The 16,927-nt window shown below is 46.4% G+C and carries 14 protein-coding genes; 6 read left to right on the top strand and 8 right to left on the bottom strand.

Annotated elements, in window-relative coordinates; translation table 11 throughout:
• From KXJ70_RS03925 to KXJ70_RS03910, 4 genes are all read right to left on the bottom strand, one after another.
• Complete coding sequence (locus KXJ70_RS03925) at positions 1–405, bottom strand: VOC family protein (RefSeq protein WP_219042141.1); 405 nt, start codon at positions 403–405, stop codon at positions 1–3.
• The gene (locus KXJ70_RS03920; RefSeq protein ID WP_219042140.1) at positions 405–1,385 is read right to left on the bottom strand and encodes a VOC family protein; all 981 of its coding nucleotides are present in this window, start codon (positions 1,383–1,385) and stop codon (positions 405–407) included. The genes KXJ70_RS03925 and KXJ70_RS03920 overlap by 1 nt, the downstream gene beginning before the upstream one ends.
• A 187-nt stretch (positions 1,386–1,572) precedes the next feature.
• Positions 1,573–2,052 carry a MaoC/PaaZ C-terminal domain-containing protein gene (locus KXJ70_RS03915; RefSeq protein ID WP_219042139.1) on the bottom strand — a complete coding sequence of 160 codons (480 nt, stop codon included), beginning with the start codon at positions 2,050–2,052 and terminating at the stop codon, positions 1,573–1,575.
• The gene (locus KXJ70_RS03910; protein WP_219042138.1) at positions 2,049–3,236 is read right to left on the bottom strand and encodes a cytochrome P450; all 1,188 of its coding nucleotides are present in this window, start codon (positions 3,234–3,236) and stop codon (positions 2,049–2,051) included. The genes KXJ70_RS03915 and KXJ70_RS03910 overlap by 4 nt, the downstream gene beginning before the upstream one ends.
• A gap of 261 nt (positions 3,237–3,497) precedes the next feature.
• Between KXJ70_RS03910 and KXJ70_RS03905 the strand changes: the two genes are divergently transcribed.
• The 5 genes from KXJ70_RS03905 (at position 3,498) to KXJ70_RS03885 (ending at position 11,228) form a co-directional block, all read left to right on the top strand.
• Positions 3,498–4,727, top strand: coding sequence for an acetyl-CoA C-acetyltransferase (locus KXJ70_RS03905; protein WP_219042137.1), 1,230 nt, complete (start codon positions 3,498–3,500; stop codon positions 4,725–4,727).
• Between the two features lie 246 nt (positions 4,728–4,973).
• Positions 4,974–7,247 carry a TonB-dependent receptor gene (locus KXJ70_RS03900; protein ID WP_219042136.1) on the top strand — a complete coding sequence of 758 codons (2,274 nt, stop codon included), beginning with the start codon at positions 4,974–4,976 and terminating at the stop codon, positions 7,245–7,247.
• A 153-nt stretch (positions 7,248–7,400) separates the two neighbouring features.
• Positions 7,401–8,171 carry a glucose 1-dehydrogenase gene (locus KXJ70_RS03895; RefSeq protein WP_219042135.1) on the top strand — a complete coding sequence of 257 codons (771 nt, stop codon included), beginning with the start codon at positions 7,401–7,403 and terminating at the stop codon, positions 8,169–8,171.
• Positions 8,172–8,345: 174 nt separating this feature from the next.
• Entirely contained in the window at positions 8,346–9,995 is a 1,650-nt protein-coding gene (locus KXJ70_RS03890; RefSeq protein ID WP_219042134.1) for an arylsulfatase, read from the top strand.
• Between the two features lie 75 nt (positions 9,996–10,070).
• On the top strand, positions 10,071–11,228 hold the full coding sequence (locus tag KXJ70_RS03885) for a helix-turn-helix transcriptional regulator (RefSeq protein WP_219042133.1): 1,158 nt from the start codon (positions 10,071–10,073) through the stop codon (positions 11,226–11,228).
• Between the two features lie 189 nt (positions 11,229–11,417).
• Here the strand turns inward: KXJ70_RS03885 and KXJ70_RS03880 are convergent, their stop codons facing one another.
• The gene (locus tag KXJ70_RS03880) at positions 11,418–12,332 is read right to left on the bottom strand and encodes an SDR family NAD(P)-dependent oxidoreductase (protein WP_219042132.1); all 915 of its coding nucleotides are present in this window, start codon (positions 12,330–12,332) and stop codon (positions 11,418–11,420) included.
• A 106-nt stretch (positions 12,333–12,438) separates the two neighbouring features.
• Between KXJ70_RS03880 and KXJ70_RS03875 the strand changes: the two genes are divergently transcribed.
• Positions 12,439–12,636 carry a CPXCG motif-containing cysteine-rich protein gene (locus KXJ70_RS03875; protein WP_219042131.1) on the top strand — a complete coding sequence of 66 codons (198 nt, stop codon included), beginning with the start codon at positions 12,439–12,441 and terminating at the stop codon, positions 12,634–12,636.
• A gap of 57 nt (positions 12,637–12,693) precedes the next feature.
• Here KXJ70_RS03875 and KXJ70_RS03870 read toward each other — a convergent pair whose 3' ends face one another.
• The 3 genes from KXJ70_RS03870 to KXJ70_RS03860 are packed head-to-tail and all read right to left on the bottom strand — an operon-like array spanning position 12,694 to position 16,901.
• The gene (locus KXJ70_RS03870) at positions 12,694–13,599 is read right to left on the bottom strand and encodes an alpha/beta hydrolase (RefSeq protein WP_219042130.1); all 906 of its coding nucleotides are present in this window, start codon (positions 13,597–13,599) and stop codon (positions 12,694–12,696) included.
• A gap of 36 nt (positions 13,600–13,635) precedes the next feature.
• A complete protein-coding gene (locus KXJ70_RS03865) occupies positions 13,636–15,423 on the bottom strand; it encodes an arylsulfatase (RefSeq protein ID WP_219042129.1) in 1,788 nt (595 codons plus the stop codon).
• Entirely contained in the window at positions 15,420–16,901 is a 1,482-nt protein-coding gene (locus KXJ70_RS03860) for a flavin-containing monooxygenase (protein WP_219042128.1), read from the bottom strand. Before KXJ70_RS03860 ends, KXJ70_RS03865 begins: the two co-directional genes overlap by 4 nt.
• Between the last annotated feature and the right edge of the window lie 26 nt (positions 16,902–16,927).

Genomic DNA, 16,927 nt, shown 5'->3' with positions numbered 1-16,927 from the left:
TTAGATTGTCTCCATTAGTTCGACGGTATTTCCGTCGGCGTCTTCAACCTGTGATACGCGAACGCCAGGTCGTAGTTCACGAACGGCGACTGCGATCTTGAAACCGGCGTTTTTAACGGCATCGGTGGCGTCATCTAGGTTGCAAACATAAAGCGTTAAGTAGCGGATACCCGTTTGGGTGGCGAATCCATTGCGACTTCCCTCTGAGTTTGGTTCTTTGGTGGGTAAATAGATTCGAAGCGTGCTATCGCCTACGGTATAGCGGCGCACTAAACCATAACTTGGAATATCGATCTCGCCGGCAACAGTTAAACCCAGTGTTGTGCCGTAAAATCGGTGAGCAGATTCCATGTCTTTGGTCACTATACCCGCATCGAGAACCGGTTTTGCTAGGATGACAGGCATTATCTTTCTGCTCCTTTACTTGCAAGTTTTGCTAGATTTCTAGTAATTGTTTCAGGATCTAGGCCGCGATGCCCCCACAGGTCGCCATTGACGAATTCATGCGGCACCCAATCTTGATCGACCATGACACCATTACAACCGATTTCGACTTCAAAGCCATACGGGCTGGACATGTAGAATGAAAATACATTGTCGTTGGTGTGACGACCTAATGTTGATGTGATATTGATACCAGCATCTACTACACGCTCAAGGCATTGGCAGACGTTGTCATAACTGTCTACTTCGAGCATCAAATGGTGGAGGCCTTTGACATTGCCTACCCGAGTTAAGCCAATGCTGTGGTGGCGACCGTTGCAGTGAAAGAAGTTGGCTGAGTTTTGCTCGCCGAAACGGATATAATCAGTAAGTTCAAAGCCCAGTATCCGGGTGTAGAAATCTTTGGCGTCTTCAAGGTTGGGAACGAGTAAGTTTAGATGCCCCAAGCCGAGATTGCCGGCCTTGAATTCCATTCCCAACGGCGATTCGAAATGCTTGTCGATTGTTGGTCCGTAGAACAACTCAATCATATTGCCAGTGGGGTCTTGCGTGTAGGCAATACCACTGACGGATCTGCTGCGGGCCTCTGTATCACTGCCAAAGCGAACGGGGATATGTTCTGCTTGCAGCTCTTTTACTGCGCATTGCAGATCTATAAGTGACTGTAATTGGAACCCGATATACAAAATACCGCGATTTTCTTGGTCGGGATGTACTGCTATTCGCCATTGCCATTCATCCATCTTTAAAAACACTGATCCGTTTTCAGAGATGCCTGAACCTGCGCTGGCAGGACCGCTATCCAAAACGGCTGGAATACCCCAATCTTCTCCGGCACAGGCTCTCGCGGGCATGAGGCCGATGATGTTGGTAGCGAACTCTTGCCACACTTTGGGGTCTGGTGCGCCGATCCCGACATAGCCTAATGACTGTATTTTCATTCCATTCTATTCCTTGAGTACGCGTGTTCGTCTTTACTTTTATTCAATAGAAGCGTTACTGCTTGTCGAAAATAACTCTTTCTATATCGGCTTGAAAAGATGGCCGGCATAGATGTCATCGATAGCACTTTTCTAGAGATTAAACCTGTTCATATCGATCCTATTATTCGCAAGCGAAACGCAGTTGCTAGGGCATATAGAGCAGTTGTAGCTCAAATAAAAGTGACGGATTTGTATTTTCAATTGATTGAATCATTATCTCGCTTGTTAATAGCGTTCCGCGTCGATGTGCTTCAACACCGAGCAATCGACTGCGAGCATAGATATGGTTGCCGCTGGCTACAGGCTGCAAAAATCGCAGGGCGCGGATACCGTAAGTTGCCGCAGATGACCAACCCGCTAATTCAAATTTGTTCACGGGGCGAATGGCTGGCAGCATGCTGAGAATTAAGAAGCCATGCGCAACGGTGGTACCAAAGGGACCGTTGATAGCTCGTTCACGGTCAACATGAATCCACTGCTGGTCAGTGGTCAGCACGGCAAAACTATCGATGGTTTCTTGATCTATCGATATCGAGCTACCACGTGGGCCAAACTCGTCTGAAATGCACGCTTCTAATTGTGCTATATCATCGAATGTTATTTTTGGGGCGCTAGTCGTGCTCATAGCGTCACTCTGATCGGAACTGTTAGGTAGCCGTTGAGAAATTCACCGTAAGATCGCTCGCATTGGTCTTCAAGTACTTCATAATCGCTAATAGATTTAAACAACTCGCTTACTAAAATTTCTGCCCCCATTGTTGCCATATGCATGCCTAGGCATTTATGTCCGCCGGCGCCATAGCTTAGGTCACGCCGACGTTTTCGAAAGATGTTAAAGGTATCTGCTTGCTCGAACTCTTCTTCGTCTCTGTTTGCCGACGCATAGATATAAAGTAAATTCTGCCCCGGTAGGATATGGGCGCCGTTTAGATCAAAGGCGTTAACTGCGCGTCTGCATAGCATATTTGTCGGCTGGTCGTATCGACAGGTTTCGATGTAGAGTTCTTTAATAAGGCGGTGATCGTTCAAAACACGCATTTTTACGTCTGTGTTTTGCGCTAAGTGATAGAGCATTCCGGCTACCACCATCGGGGTGGTTTCGGAGCCCACAATTAAGAAGTTTAATAACAGCAGTGCGAGTTCTTCGTCATCGAGTTGCTTGCCATCTATATCTGCGTATAAGTAAGCCGCAGTATGGCGAACTGCTAAGTCTGGGTTTGCCCGAACTTTCTGAACAAAATTAGCTAGGAAGGTCATTAACTCCGTTGCAGCTTTTTGGTTGCGAGTAGAGCCGCTACCAACCTGTCCGGAATCACGATGCAGCATTTCATCGATCAATCTTCGACATGAAATAGATTCACTGCTACTCAGTCCTAGGTTGTAGCCTGAGTTAAGACAGAAAACCTGATTTGCATAATCGTGGTAGACATCGAATTCACCCTTATCCAAAAGCGGTTCCAGAATATTTCTAGCGAGTTCCGTAAATCGCTCGCGGTGCTCTTCAATGCCTTCTGGCGTGTAATTTTTACGGATAACACCTCGCCATTTTCTATGTTCTGGCGCATCCATTGTGGTAAATGCTTTCAAAACTGGTTCGCCCAGAAGAAGTTGGCCGGGTGTTTGTCCTGCGGTGAAAGTAACGTCTTTCTCGTGATGGGTACTGGCTTTCATGACGTCTTCAAATCTTGTCAGAGCCCATGCATTGTATTTTTCAATGTAGTGCGGTTTCCCTTCTGCGCGAAGAGCTGAGTACAACGGTAGCGGGTCCTTCATGGCTTTTTCTGAAAAAGGGTCGTAGTTAATGCTCATTCCGCTACCTTTTGATTTTTATTTGTGTACTAACGGTACCTATTTTATTTGTTGCGATAAGATTGTCAAGGCTATTCTCAGAAACATTGATTCGCATTGTGGTTTTTATTAGATAATTTTGTTTTATTTCAAGCGCTTATAATTTTTATTGCGTTAAATAATTGTTCTTTCAGCTTATTCTAGAATATTATTTTCTTTTAAAGTACTATTGGTACCCTTATTTTTAATACCACCTTCCCTGTATGAATTGAGAGGCTTTCTATGACTGAGGCGTGGATAATTGATGCTTGTCGTACACCGCGTGGCATTGGTAAGTCCGGCAAGGGTTCCTTGGCGCATGTACATCCTCATAGGATTGGCAGCGCGGTGCTTTCTGCTATTCGGGATCGCAATAATATAAATACGGCTGATGTGGACGATGTTATTTGGGGGACAAGTGCACAAGGCGGCGCGCAAGCCGGTGATATTGGGCGGATGACGGCTTTGGATGCAGGCTATGACATAAAGTCCAGTGGTGTAACTTTAGATCGATTCTGCGGTTCTGGTTTAACCGCCGTCAACTTTGCAGCGGCATCAGTTATGTCTGGTATGGAGGATCTGGTAGTCGCTGGGGGTAGTGAGAAAATGTCTGCACCTGACCGAATGGCGGGGCGTCTACCAAGTATGGATCAGGGAAACTTGCATCTTCGGTATTTGCATCCACAGATTCATCAAGGCATGTGCGCGGATGCGATTGCAAGTATTGAGCATATTAACCGCATGTCTTTGGATCAGTTTGCGCTTCGTTCGCAGCAGCGGGCAGCGCATGCTCAGATAAATGGGTATTTCAATAAGAGTCTAATCCCGGTTTATAACGAGGATGGGTCACTTGCTCTTGCTCATGACGAGCATCCAAGGCATGGAACAACGCTCGAGGCTTTGTCGCAACTCGCTCCCTCATTCGATAACCTTGATCTGTCTATAGATGGCAGTGGTGATACTTATCGCCGATTGCTCGCAATAAAATACCCTGGTCTTGAAATACCACATGTGCATCATGCAGGTAACTCGTCTGGTGTTGTCGATGGTGCCGCAGCTGTTCTTTTCGCATCCCCTGAATATGCTACGCGAAATAGATTAGCCCCTAGGGCTAGAGTAGTCGCGGTAGCGAATATGGGAGGCTGCCCGACATTAATGCTTAACGCGCCGGTGAATTCAGTTGAAAAGGTTTTGCTAAAAGCCCGGTTGCAAATAGATGACATTGATCTGTTCGAAATTAATGAGGCGTTTGCAGTCGTCGTCGAAAAATGCATAAGGGATCTAAAGTTAGATCCAGAAAAGGTAAATGTAAACGGGGGGGCGATTGCCCTTGGGCATCCGATTGGCGCGACCGGAGTGATGTTGATTGGTACATTGCTCGACGAGCTGGAGCGTCGCGATATGCGCTATGGCCTTGTGACATTGTGTGCGGGTGGGGGGATGGCTCCGGCGATGATTATTGAGCGCTTGTAAGGTAGTTAGCTAGATTGTGGCCGAGTTTTGGTCGCGAAGTTACGGGTCTTTGCGGATTATATTTGAGTTATTTTGAGGCTTCATCATCATTTATTGAAATTCTAATTGACAATTATGGAACTGTGAGTATCCTTATTAATAAATAAAGGTACAGGCAGTACTCTTATTTGTTGGAGCCTGGAATTGTGTATGTGAAATTTTTCTAAACTTAAATTGGTCCATAAGAATAATTACGGAGAGTATCAAATGTACCCTAAGATTCATGCTAGACCCCTGTTAAGCATAGCCGTCATTGCCGCGTTAAACTGCGGCTCGCCTGCCACTTTTGCTGCGGAGAGGGTTCTTGAAGAAATATTGGTTACGGCTCAGAAGAGAGCAGAAGGATTGCAAGATATCCCTATTGCGATCTCGGCGATTAGCGGCGATGAGATTAAAGATCTTGGTGTTGAGCGAAGTGATCAGCTCGGTAGTGTTGTGCCTGGCTTAACGACTAGTGCGACGATTGGTGGCGGAAGTATTGTAAACCTGCAAATACGGTCCGTTGGCGGAGGCGATATCCTTGCCGGCGTTGAAAGTCGCGTTGGTCAATATTTTGATGGCGTATATTACGGTAGTACCGTGGGTAGCATGAGCGGCCTTGTTGATTTGGAACGGGTCGAAGTTCTACGTGGTCCGCAGGGTACATTGTATGGACGAAATAACACTGGTGGCGCGGTAAACTACATAAGTAAGAAGCCTAGCGGTGAATTTCATGTAAAGCAGCAATTTACAATAGCTAATTTTGGTGAGCGGAGAAGTATCACCAGTGTTGAAACTCCTATAGTTGAGAATCTAGCTGCACGTATTAGTTATGCCCACGAAGAACAGGAAGCGTACGAGAAGAATAATTCCCCGATACCTGAAATTGCTGATATTGATATAGGAAGCTTTGACAACGACACTGTCCGTGCGGCACTGCGCTGGACGCCATCCGACACCTTTATTGCAGACTATATTTTTGATTATACCGACCAGACCACTGCACCTCATCCAGGCCAGTTGCTTGCAGTTGGGCCAAACTCGCCATTCTTTCAGGCAACAAACTCGGGTGCTATTCAAAGTGGTGCTTCTCGGCTTACACCATCGCCGGGCACTGGGTTCCGTGTCGATACAGAGTCTCAAGGCCACAGCCTGACACTAGCGATCGATATTGGAGACGCAACACTAAAGTCTATTACCGCTATTCGGGAAACGGACGTGTTTAATACTGGGAATGAGCGAGACGGAACAGTTCTAAATGCCTTTTTTACAAAAAGTAATGAAAGTAACACGGTTGATCAGTTTACTCAGGAAATAACACTCACCGGTGACGTCAGTGATCGCTGGAGCTATATAGCCGGTATTTTTTACTACGACGCAAGTACAGATAGTAAAGAAGTGTTATATCAAGCGGATACCGAGAATGGTCCTGTCGACATGACCAATTTCCCCGGTGACTTGAAGACAACAAGTCGTGTCCAAGATATCAAGTCGTTGGCTGTCTATGGCCAGACTACCGTCACGCCCCCAGTGTTGAATGATCAACTGGATATTACATTGGGTTTACGCTGGAGTGACGACGAAAAGACCATGAACTATTATGACCCGTCGATTATGAGCGCTGGATTTACGCTTGCCAATCAGTTGAATGTCTCGGACTCTTGGAACAGCGTTGATCCAATGATAACGCTTGATTATCGGTGGAATGAGGATCTCAGCACTTTTATAAAATGGTCGCAATCATATAACTCTGGTGGCTTTAATCAGCGTGCAAGGGGATTTGTGACAGGGAACGTTCCACTGGCGTCAGTAACCTTTGACGAAGAAAACCTAGAGGCTTGGGAGTTAGGTCTTAAATCTGAGTTAATGAATAATCGGGTTCGTCTCAACGCCGTTGCTTTCTTCTATGATTATAGTGATCAGCAGGTAAATGGGCCTATAGTGCAAGAGGGAGTTAATACGTCATTTTCGCTGATAAATGCTGGGAAATCAGAGATCAGTGGAGTAGAGGTAGAGGTTTCTGCATTACTTACTGATCATTTGAGCGTGAATGCTAACTACGCTTTCTTAGATTCAAAGTTTGAAGATTTTCCTGGTGCCGCGCCGGGTGAAAATACGGCGAGTATGAATACACCGGCGTTTTCTCCGAAGCACTCTGCCTATGTGGGCATTCTTTATGAGTTTGATCCCATTGAGATAGGTCAGTTATCTTATCGGCTTGGCGCGGATTATCGTGACGACATGGTAGGAGCTAACGCTGAAAACGATGCTGGGCGCATTTCGCGTCGTGCTGTTGTCGAGTCGCGTACTCTCGTGAATACGCGCCTAAGCTTATCTGAGATAGATATTGGTGGTGGTAGTGGCAAGATCTCATTGTGGGTCAACAATATTTTTGACAAAGATTATCAAACTTGGATTACTGATGTAGGCGCTTTGGATTTGTCTCTTGTTACATTTTCTGAGCCTCGTAGCTACGGCATTGACTTTACCTACGAATTTTAATTGATCTAGCTTTCACTGCGCCTACTGGGAATCGTTGTTCCTTGACGCTGTAGGTGCATTAGAGTGTGTTTGTAGTACTTTTCGCTTGGTGAAAACGTAATCTTTCATGTTCTACCTTATTTATCGAAAGTTATTATTTGCGGGATATATAAAATGAGTGTTTTAGGTAGTGACCTTATCGGCAAAGTGGCAATTATCACTGGTGGCGCATCTGGAATAGGCCGTGCGGTCGTTAAGGGTTTTGCTAGTCAAGGCGCCAAGGTCGTTATCGCAGATATAGACGAAGAACAGGGTGAGAAGGTTTTGAATGACATGGTTCAGATGGGTGGAGAAGGGATTTTCTGCCGAACCGATGTTTCCTCTAGTAGTAGTGTTTCAGGATTGGTTCAAAAGACGATTGATACCTACGGACGACTAGATTTCGCCTGTAACAATGCAGGAGTTGAAGGTGTTACTGCTGCGATAGCAGACGCTTTGGAAGAAGACTGGGACAGAACGATTAACATAAACTTGAAAGGTGTTTGGCTATGCATGAAATATGAGTGCGAGCAAATGCTGAAACAGGGTGCTGGCTGTATAGTTAATATCTCTTCCGTTATGGGCTTGGTGGGCAACTCCGGTATAGCGCCATATGTTGCGGCAAAGCATGGAGTTCTGGGGCTTACCAAATCAGTTGCTCTAGATTACGCGCGTAGTGGAATTCGGGTGAACGCGGTATGCCCCGGCGGGATATATACCCCTATCATTGAACGGCTGGTAGATACGATGCCAGAAGTGGTTGAGGGTTTAAAGGCGCTTACTCCGATGGGAGATTTGGGTTTCCCGGAAGATATAGCAAACACTGTGATCTGGCTTTGCTCTGATAAGGCGAACTATATAACAGGCCAGTCTATTCCGGTGGATGGTGGATTTACCATTCAGTAGCACCTTCATAGAAAGTGCAGTGTTGCGGAAATTTAGCATTATGTGATCGTGTTATGACTAAGTGCGGCGTGTATTGACGCGTAAATATTCTTGATCTTTTTTCTCCCTCAGCTACTTGTCAGATCTGAACTTGGCCGGTATTACCGGCTCTTTTTTAAAGCATATAGGCCTTTCATGAACTTGAAAATATCGCTGTTGATAATTTCACTCGTTGGGATGTGTGTCTCAAACAGTATTTTTGCAGATGCAGACCGTGCGAAGCTTGGTCGACCAAATATATTACTCATAGTCGCCGATGATTTAGCGCTTACAGATTTGGGAAGTTACGGTGGTGAAATTCAAACTCCCAATATTGACCAGCTGGCATTAGAAGGCGCGCGATTCACTCATTTTTATGCAAATCCAAGTTGTTCGCCTACGAGAGCTACCTTGCTAACGGGGATTGATAGCCATTTAGCTGGGCTTGCTACAATGCAGCATACGCAAACTCCAGGGCAGAAGGGCCAGCCAGGCTATGAGGGGTATCTTAATAAGCGAGTTGTGACCTTGCCGACCTTGCTTAGAGACGCGGGCTATCAGACCTATATGGCGGGGAAGTGGCATTTGGGAATGACTGAGGATAATAGTCCCGCCTCTCGCGGATTTGAGCGCTCCTTCGCGCTGCTGCCTGGCGGTGGGGGGCACTTTACTAATCAAGGCTTAACGTCCTCGTCACCCGCCCTGTACCGTCGCGATGGTGCGTTGGTAAATCTACCGAAAGATTTCTATTCGAGTAGATTCTATAGTGACCAGATGGTTGAGTATTTGACGAGACGTGATAAGACGCGCCCCTTCTTTGCATATCTCTCTTATACAGCACCACATTGGCCTCTACAGGCCCCTAAAGAATCAATTGCTCGTTACTCAGGCCGCTATAGTCGCGGATTTGAAGTTCTACACAATGAGAGACGCCAGCGAGCGACCTTAATGGGACTAAGTGACTTGGTTGAGGGGCAGGGTGTTTTTAATCGTCAGTGGTCAGACTTAACTGATATAGAGCGGCAGCACGCGGCACGTACAATGGAAGTTTACGCTGCTATGGTTGACGACATGGACCATTATCTTGGAAGAGTGCTGTCGCTATTGCGAGACGAAAATGCGTTAGATAATACGATGATACTGATTTTGTCGGACAACGGTGCGGAGGGGCATGACTTGTTCGATGCGATACCTGAAATTCGAAATTATGTTGAGCAGTGCTGTGATAATACCCTAGACAATATCGGTGAGCCTGATTCATATATTAGCTATGGCCATGACTGGGCGCGTGCCGGAGTCGGCTCTTTTCGTGGGTTTAAAACCATGCCATTGGAAGGCGGGGTGCGAGTTCCGTTTTTATTACGTTATCCGCCATTATTAGGTTCTGGTGGCCAAATTAATCGTCAGCGATTTTCGGTTGAGGATGTCGTTCCCGGATTGTTGGAATTAGCAGGAGTGAAGCATCCAGATGAGAATTATAAAGGGCGTACCGTTTACCCGCTTACGGGAAAGTCGTTCCTGCCAATATTAAGCCAAGCTGAGTCCGCTAAGGAAGAACACCGATTTACATTGGTGAGGGAGTTGTTCGGTCGAGTCGCTGTATGGCATGACAAATGGAAGTTAGTGCTTTTGCCGTTTCCATTTGGTGATGGTGAATGGAGGCTTTTTAATCTCAGTGAAGATCCTTCGGAAAGTACAGATATTGCCAGTAAATATCCAGATAAAGTAAAAGAACTTATTTTAATTTGGGAAGAATATAGGGATAAAAATAACGTTATAGCGCCAGGTAAAATAATGAATTACTAGTTGGGTGGTGAATGTATTTAACTTCGGGTTTCGTTCTTATAGTCATAATTCAAATCGTGGTTCAATTGTACTGATATGCATATATCAAAGAGTGCGTCATATATTGACCCTATTACGTGTGACAAGAATGGTTATGCTATTTTTGTTGGCGACATATATGAATGCCTATTCGATGAAAACCCCTTGCGTAGTCTATTGACGCTGCTTACTGAAAAATTTCAATCCACTATGGCAACACTGTTGGTATTTTCCTCAGAAGACAGTACGGGAAAGGTGCTTTTTGTAAGTGGAATTCCAGGTGATGCCCATGTATTTTGCAACGATCGAGTTATGTCCTTTGACTTGAATCAGTATTTGTATACAGAAAGAGTGGGACATAATTCTGAATTTGAAGCTTCTTCCCGGTTGGGGAAATGTAGAGTTTACGATATGTTTTTAGAAACATTAGGGCTCTATAGTTTGTACTCAATTGAGATACCGGCATCCGCCGGTGTAACTATAATTCTTAAAATAGGCGTTCCTGTCGCAGGCGGAAAAGTCTCACCTTCGGACAGATATTTGCTGGATTATCTTTCTGGGCATATTGGTAAATTTTTGATTTTGCTAGCTAAAGCGCAATGTTTAGCGTCCGAGAACATGATTTACTATGAGACAATTGATAGATCTTCAATTTGTTTAATTCTACTTGATGCACTCGGAGGAGTCGTTTCCCGTAATAAAAGTGCTGATATATTACTTTCCAATCAGACTGATATTGCGATCTCAGACGGACGGGTTGACATTCGGGATCTTGCATCGAAGAAAGTGTTTGAGGGTGTGGTAAGCAGGATGTTGAATGCTCGGAGCATAGGTGCGCCAGTTCGTCCCGAGGCTTTAAGGCTTTCAAAGGAGGCAAAGTCTAGCTCTATAGGCGTAGTCGTTCGCGCTATTCCGGCACATGATTATACTCAGCAAACTGAATCACCTGCGTTAGCCCTATTTATAAGAGATTCTGATTTACCTACTTATGCTAGTGAAGTAACAGTTAGTGAGCTTTTTGGTCTGTCGCCCACTGAAGCGCGCATTGCATTATTGCTATCAGACGGACTAAGTGTCACAGATATCATGGACTCATTAGGTATGGCCAATTCTACGGTTCGCACGCATCTTCGCTCAGTATTCAAGAAGATGGGAGTAGATAGGCAGGCTTTAGTCGTGAGGTTGATATTAGCGAGTGCGGCCAACATCGTTTAATTCATTGGCCAAAGTCTCCAATAACCCAGTTTGTAGCATCGCAAGCTTAGATGGATGAGGCGTCCGCTAGAGCTTAGCCCTGTATTTTAGCTGTAAGTAAAATACAGGGCATGTAGCTAATAGAGTTACTAGCTCATCGAACAATTGGTTATTACATATGCTTATTATTCAGTGCGAAGAAACATATGATTATTGACCCTGCAAATATTTCTGGGCCTTTAACAAAAACTTCTCGGACTGATTAAAGCCCGTTTCCATTTTTGATTGCTCAGAACTGTCAGAGATCTTATCCCAGTTGGCGAATACCGCTTCGGGTGTTTGTTGATCTGGTGACAGATAGACACCTTCGGTTTCAAAAATAGCACTTGTTGCGTAGCCACCTGCGCCGGCGCAGAGAATATTTCTGCTTGGTGCGTCGTCATGGCAAAGTACGAGTGCGCCTGCGGTAACCGCTTCGGGGACTAGCATGGCTAAGACTTCTGCTGGCATGAGGTCTTCGGTCATGCGGGTTGCCGCAGTGGGCGCTAGTGAATTTACGCGGATATTATTTTTCGCGCCTTCAATACCCAGGGTATTCATTAAGCCGACAACGGCCATTTTGGCTGCGCCATAGTTACTTTGGCCGAAGTTGCCGTATAAGCCGCTTGAGGACGTAGTCATCACAATACGGCCATATTCCTGCTCTTTCATGATGTCCCACACGGCTTTACTGCAGTTGACCGAGCCCATGAGATGAACGTCCATGACGAGTTTGAAATCGTCTAGTGACATTTTAGAGAATGTTTTGTCGCGCAAAATGCCTGCGTTGTTAATAAGAATATCGACGCGGCCCCATTTGTCGATGGTTTGCTGCACCATGTCTTCTACTTCACTGAAGACAGCAACGTTGGCCCCGTGGGAGATGGCTTCGCCGCCCATTGCTTCAATTTCAGCAACAACTGCTTGTGCTGCTGCGGATGAGGCGCCGGTGCCGTCTCTGCTGCCGCCTAGGTCGTTAATAACAAGCTTTGCGCCGCGAGCGGCTAATGCCAGAGCGTGGCTTTTGCCTAAACCGTTGCCCGCGCCAGTGACTATGGCGACTTTGCCATCAAAACGAATGCTCATGGGGTTTCCTCGGTGATGTTTTTTTATAAGGCGTGTATTTTAGAGTGTGGGGCAGTATAAATCGATATGGCTTGTGTTGCTTAGACGCTTTGGAAGGAGAAGATACATGAATGCGATTGAATCGGTCTCAGATTTTTGTCCCTACTGTGGCGAGGCCATTGAATTACTCGTGGACGGGTCTGCGGGCGATGATCAGTACATTGAAGATTGCGAGGTTTGCTGTCGGCCGATGTCCATTGTGCTTTCCTTTGATGAAGAGGAGGGCGTGAGTATCCGAGTATATGCGGAGAACGACGCGTATTGATTGCGGCGCAGTATTTTCTGTCGGTACTGCATGGCCGGGTAGCCGCTCCCTTCCCGCTTAGGGAAGGTGTTCGGTGATAAAAGCCGCGGATTGGCGTAAAGCGCTTCTCGCTTCTGGCAGGAATCGGCTCATTACTGGGAAGGCATGTGGTGGCTTTTGCCATTCTAAGTAGCGACTGCGGCCGCCAGATTTTTCAATTTCATTGTGTAAACGAGAGGCGTCATCTAGTAAGACCTCAGATCGACTAGCAATAGTCAGTATTGGCGGTAGCGCCGCCACGTTGCCAAATAGGGGAGATACTCTTGGATCGTTGCGAGAAAGTGCGGGCGCATACATCTCAACAGCTTCGTCAAGCAGAGCTTTATTCAGTAATACGTCCTTTCTTGCATTGTTTTTAAACGACTCGCTGCTGTGGCTTAAATCTAGCCAGGGTGAAAATAGTACTGCGGCAGCTGGACTTTTTTTCCCGTCATCGCGCAGTTTTTGTAATGTCGTGAGGGCGAGATTTCCGCCAGCGCTGTCTCCGGCAATGACTATGCTTTTTGCTGAATGACCCGCGTCGATTAAAGCTAAATAGACGGTCATGGCATCGTCAGTGGCCGCCGGGAAAGGATGCTCGGGGGCAAGGCGGTAATCCACCATTAGCACTTTTATATTCGCATATGCCGCGAGTTCGCTGCACATTTGTCGATGGCTATTCATGCCACCCATAATGAAGGCGCCACCGTGGTAGTAAACACACACTGGTGCACTGGCTGTGTTTTTTATTCCCTTGGGTATAAGCCATTCGACCTTTACGTCCTTGATTTCATCGGGCTGACAGATAATAGATTTATTGGCTTTGCCGATCTCCATCGCCATGAATTTCCGTTGGCGCTTAAATCGGTGTTCTGGGCTCAGCTTCATCGCTGCTTTTTGTTGACGGCGGATGACGGCGCTGAGAATAAAGTTCTGCCAACTCATAGTTAAATCTCTAAAAAATGAGTGATTGTCATTCGTTTACTTATACCTGCGACGAGCGCGGACAATCGTGGTTAGGGCAAATAGGATTAGTACTCCGACAATAATACTCACGTATAAACGGAGATTGGGTAAACGGGTATTGATGCCATTGATGATTCCTTGGCGTTCATGGTCGTAGCCCGTAGGCATGTCCAGAACATTGTTATCTTTCGCGTATTGCTGATACTCGTTTAGCATTAATGCATAGCGCTCGGGTAACGTTGCTCTCAGGTCTACAGTCTCTCCTGGGTCATTGACTATGTTATATAAATGCCATTGGTCGTCAGCAATTTTGCCACTGACTTTGACGAGCTTGTAGTCACCACGAAATAGCGCCGCATTGCCGCCTAATTCATAACCTATTGAGTCGTTCGGGCCATATGTATGCTCAATGTCACCCTTTACTACGGGTAGTAAACTCCGTCCAGACACGAGTTCTTTAGACTTACTTGAAAATTCAGCACCGGCAATGTCAATGATGGTTGGTGTTATGTCGGTAACAAAACTAAAGCTATTGCTTACCTTTTTTTCAGGGCGTTGCAGCGGTTTCCCTGCAATAATAAGTGGCACCCGCATTCCGCCCTCACCGGCATAAAATTTGTAATAGGCTAGTGGTGAGGCAGCTGCGCTGGCGAAGCTGGGGCCAATCACATTCATGCTACCTTTGAGACCAAGGGTTTCGTAGTCGTTGCGGTAGCCGAGAAACTTCATCACTAAGCGGCCGTAAAGATCTCGGGCGTTATTCTCACCGGTGGCTTCGCTGCCGTTGTCGGAGGTGAAAATAAATACGGTATTGTCAAATTCACCGATGGATTTTAGGTGGGTGATCAGACGGCCAATATGGAAGTCCATTGCGTCTATCATACCCGCATACACGGCCATTCTTTTTGCTTGATATCGCTTCTGCTCTTCGGTCTGCGCATCCCAGTCACCCATGGTGCTCATGCGGACCATATTGCTGTCGTTGGGGATTAGTCCCAGAGCCTTGAGCTTTGCTTGGCGGGCTTCTCGCAGCGCCTGCCAACCATCGCGGTATACCTCGTCGTATTTATCGATAAATTCCTGTGGCGCCTGCACAGGAATATGAACCGCTTGAAACGGAATGTAGGCAAAGAAGGGCTTTTTGTCTTGCGCATTACTGTCGATAAATTCAATGGTTTTATCTACCAGAAATTCAGATGAGTAAAACTTTTCAGGTAGTTTGGCGGCTTTGCCATCGGCAAACCATTCGGCGCGATCGGAAATAGGAAGGTAGGGCCTATCCTCCCAATTGTCTGAACCGGTAGCACCTAGGGCAAAGCTGCGATCGAAGCCGCGTTGACTGGGCAATTTTTCTGGGGTGTTGCCTAGATGCCATTTACCTGCGATGTATGTGTGGTAGCCAACCGAATTGAGTATATTGGCAACCGTATCTATTTTCGGATCAAGGGTGCCTTGGTAGTGGGGAAAGCGCTTTTGCTCTGGGGGAATGGTTTCTGGAATATTGGGTACACCGTTACGATGGCTATCTACGCCGGTGAGTAACATTGCTCTAGAAGGTGCGCATGTCGCAGCGGTATGGTAATTGGTGAATTGCACACCCATGTCTGCAAGGGCAGAGATATTCGGTGTGTTGACTTCGCTGCCATAGGGCGCTGTGTCGCTAAAGCCCAAATCGTCGGCGAGTATAAGCACAATGTTTGGCTGCCGATCCTGTTGATCGACGTGTTCCGCCTGTGAATAGCTTAGGCCGCTTGCGAGAAATGCTGAAAGGATCAGTGCTGCGTGCTTGGCTGCGAATGTCATAACTGTTTCTCGATCTGAAATTCGGCGAGTTTTATTTTGCTCAAGCGGCGCTGCATCTTCATTGTTGTCCAAGGCCAATTCACGCTGTTGCGACCGGTTTTGTCGATAAAATAGCTGGCACAGCCGCTATTCCAAACCGTACCTTGCAATGCGTTTTGTAGTGATTTGTTCAATTTTTCGCTTTTGTCTTTATTGACCGTTATTGTGGCAATGTTTTTCCTGCGCGCTTTGGTGATGGCGCTCAAAATATATTTTACTTGGGCTTCAATAATCACAAAGGCAGACGTATAGGTGTAGAGATTTGGGCCGAGGGTTAAAAATAAATTTGGGCAATCTTCGGCCATGGTGCCCAAATAAGCTGATGGCGAACCTGACCATTGATCAGACAAGCTCCGACCATTGCGACCATAAATGAGCTTACCGATTGGCGGGTCGGACACTTCGAAACCCGTGCCATAAATAATGACGTCGACTTCACATCTGGAGCCATCACTGGCAATGAGCGTGTTGCCTTGAATCTCAGTGATACCCGGGAATACCTCAACATTGTCTTTGCCGAGTGCCTTGTACCAGTTATTCGACAGCAGTATACGTTTGCATCCAAGGGAGTAGTCGGGTTTTAGTTTTTCCCTCAGTGCCTCGTCTTTTACGCCACGATGTATGTGTTTGACTGCGGCGGCTTCCAGCTTTTGTGAGAACCATTTATTTTTCAAATTGTGGTTGAGAAATTCGAATTGGAAAAAAAGCGCCTTCCTGAATAGCTTCTGGGTGAACGGGAAACGTTTAAAATTTTTCCGCCAGCGTTCGGATATTTTGGTGTCTACCTTCGGTAACACCCACGGTGGTGTGCGTTGAAAAAGCGTAATTTGTTTTGTCTTTCTTTGGATGGCCGGTAAAAATTGAATGGCCGAGCCACCTGAGCCGATGACGGCTATACGTTTGTCACTTAGATCATATTCTGTATCCCACGTGGCAGAGTGGAAGGATTTACCGGGAAAGGTCTCTATGCCTTTAATATGCGGAATCAGGGGGATGTGCATAGGCCCGCAGGCCATAATCACGAAACGAGCGCGGTAGATGCCGCCGCTGGTTTCTAGCTGCCAGCATTTGTCTGACTCATGCCAATTACACTTGCTGAGTTGATGGTTGAACTGAATGTGCTGGTCTACCTTAAATCGTTTTACGGTGTCATGGGTATAGGCTTTTATTTCTTGCTGTGTCGCGAAGACGCGTGTCCAATCTGGATTTGGTGCAAAGGAATAGGAATATAGGGCAGAGGGGACGTCGCAGGCGCAGTCGGGGTAGACATTATCTCGCCATACACCGCCCACTTCACGGGACTTTTCTAACACAATGAAATCGATTTTCGCCTGCTTAAGTTTGATAGCGGCACAAATTCCGGAAACACCGGCACCAACGACAATCGTCTCGTGAAAAGTAATCTGCTCGCTCGTATTTTTGGGTGTTTTTAATGTCATATTTATTCCGGTTTTTACCCGTTTCA

This window comes from Zhongshania aquimaris (genome assembly GCF_019312595.1).
Taxonomy (GTDB): domain Bacteria; phylum Pseudomonadota; class Gammaproteobacteria; order Pseudomonadales; family Spongiibacteraceae; genus Spongiibacter; species Spongiibacter aquimaris.
Note: the sequence above shows the minus strand (reverse complement) of the source record. Positions and strands in the feature narration are given on the sequence as shown.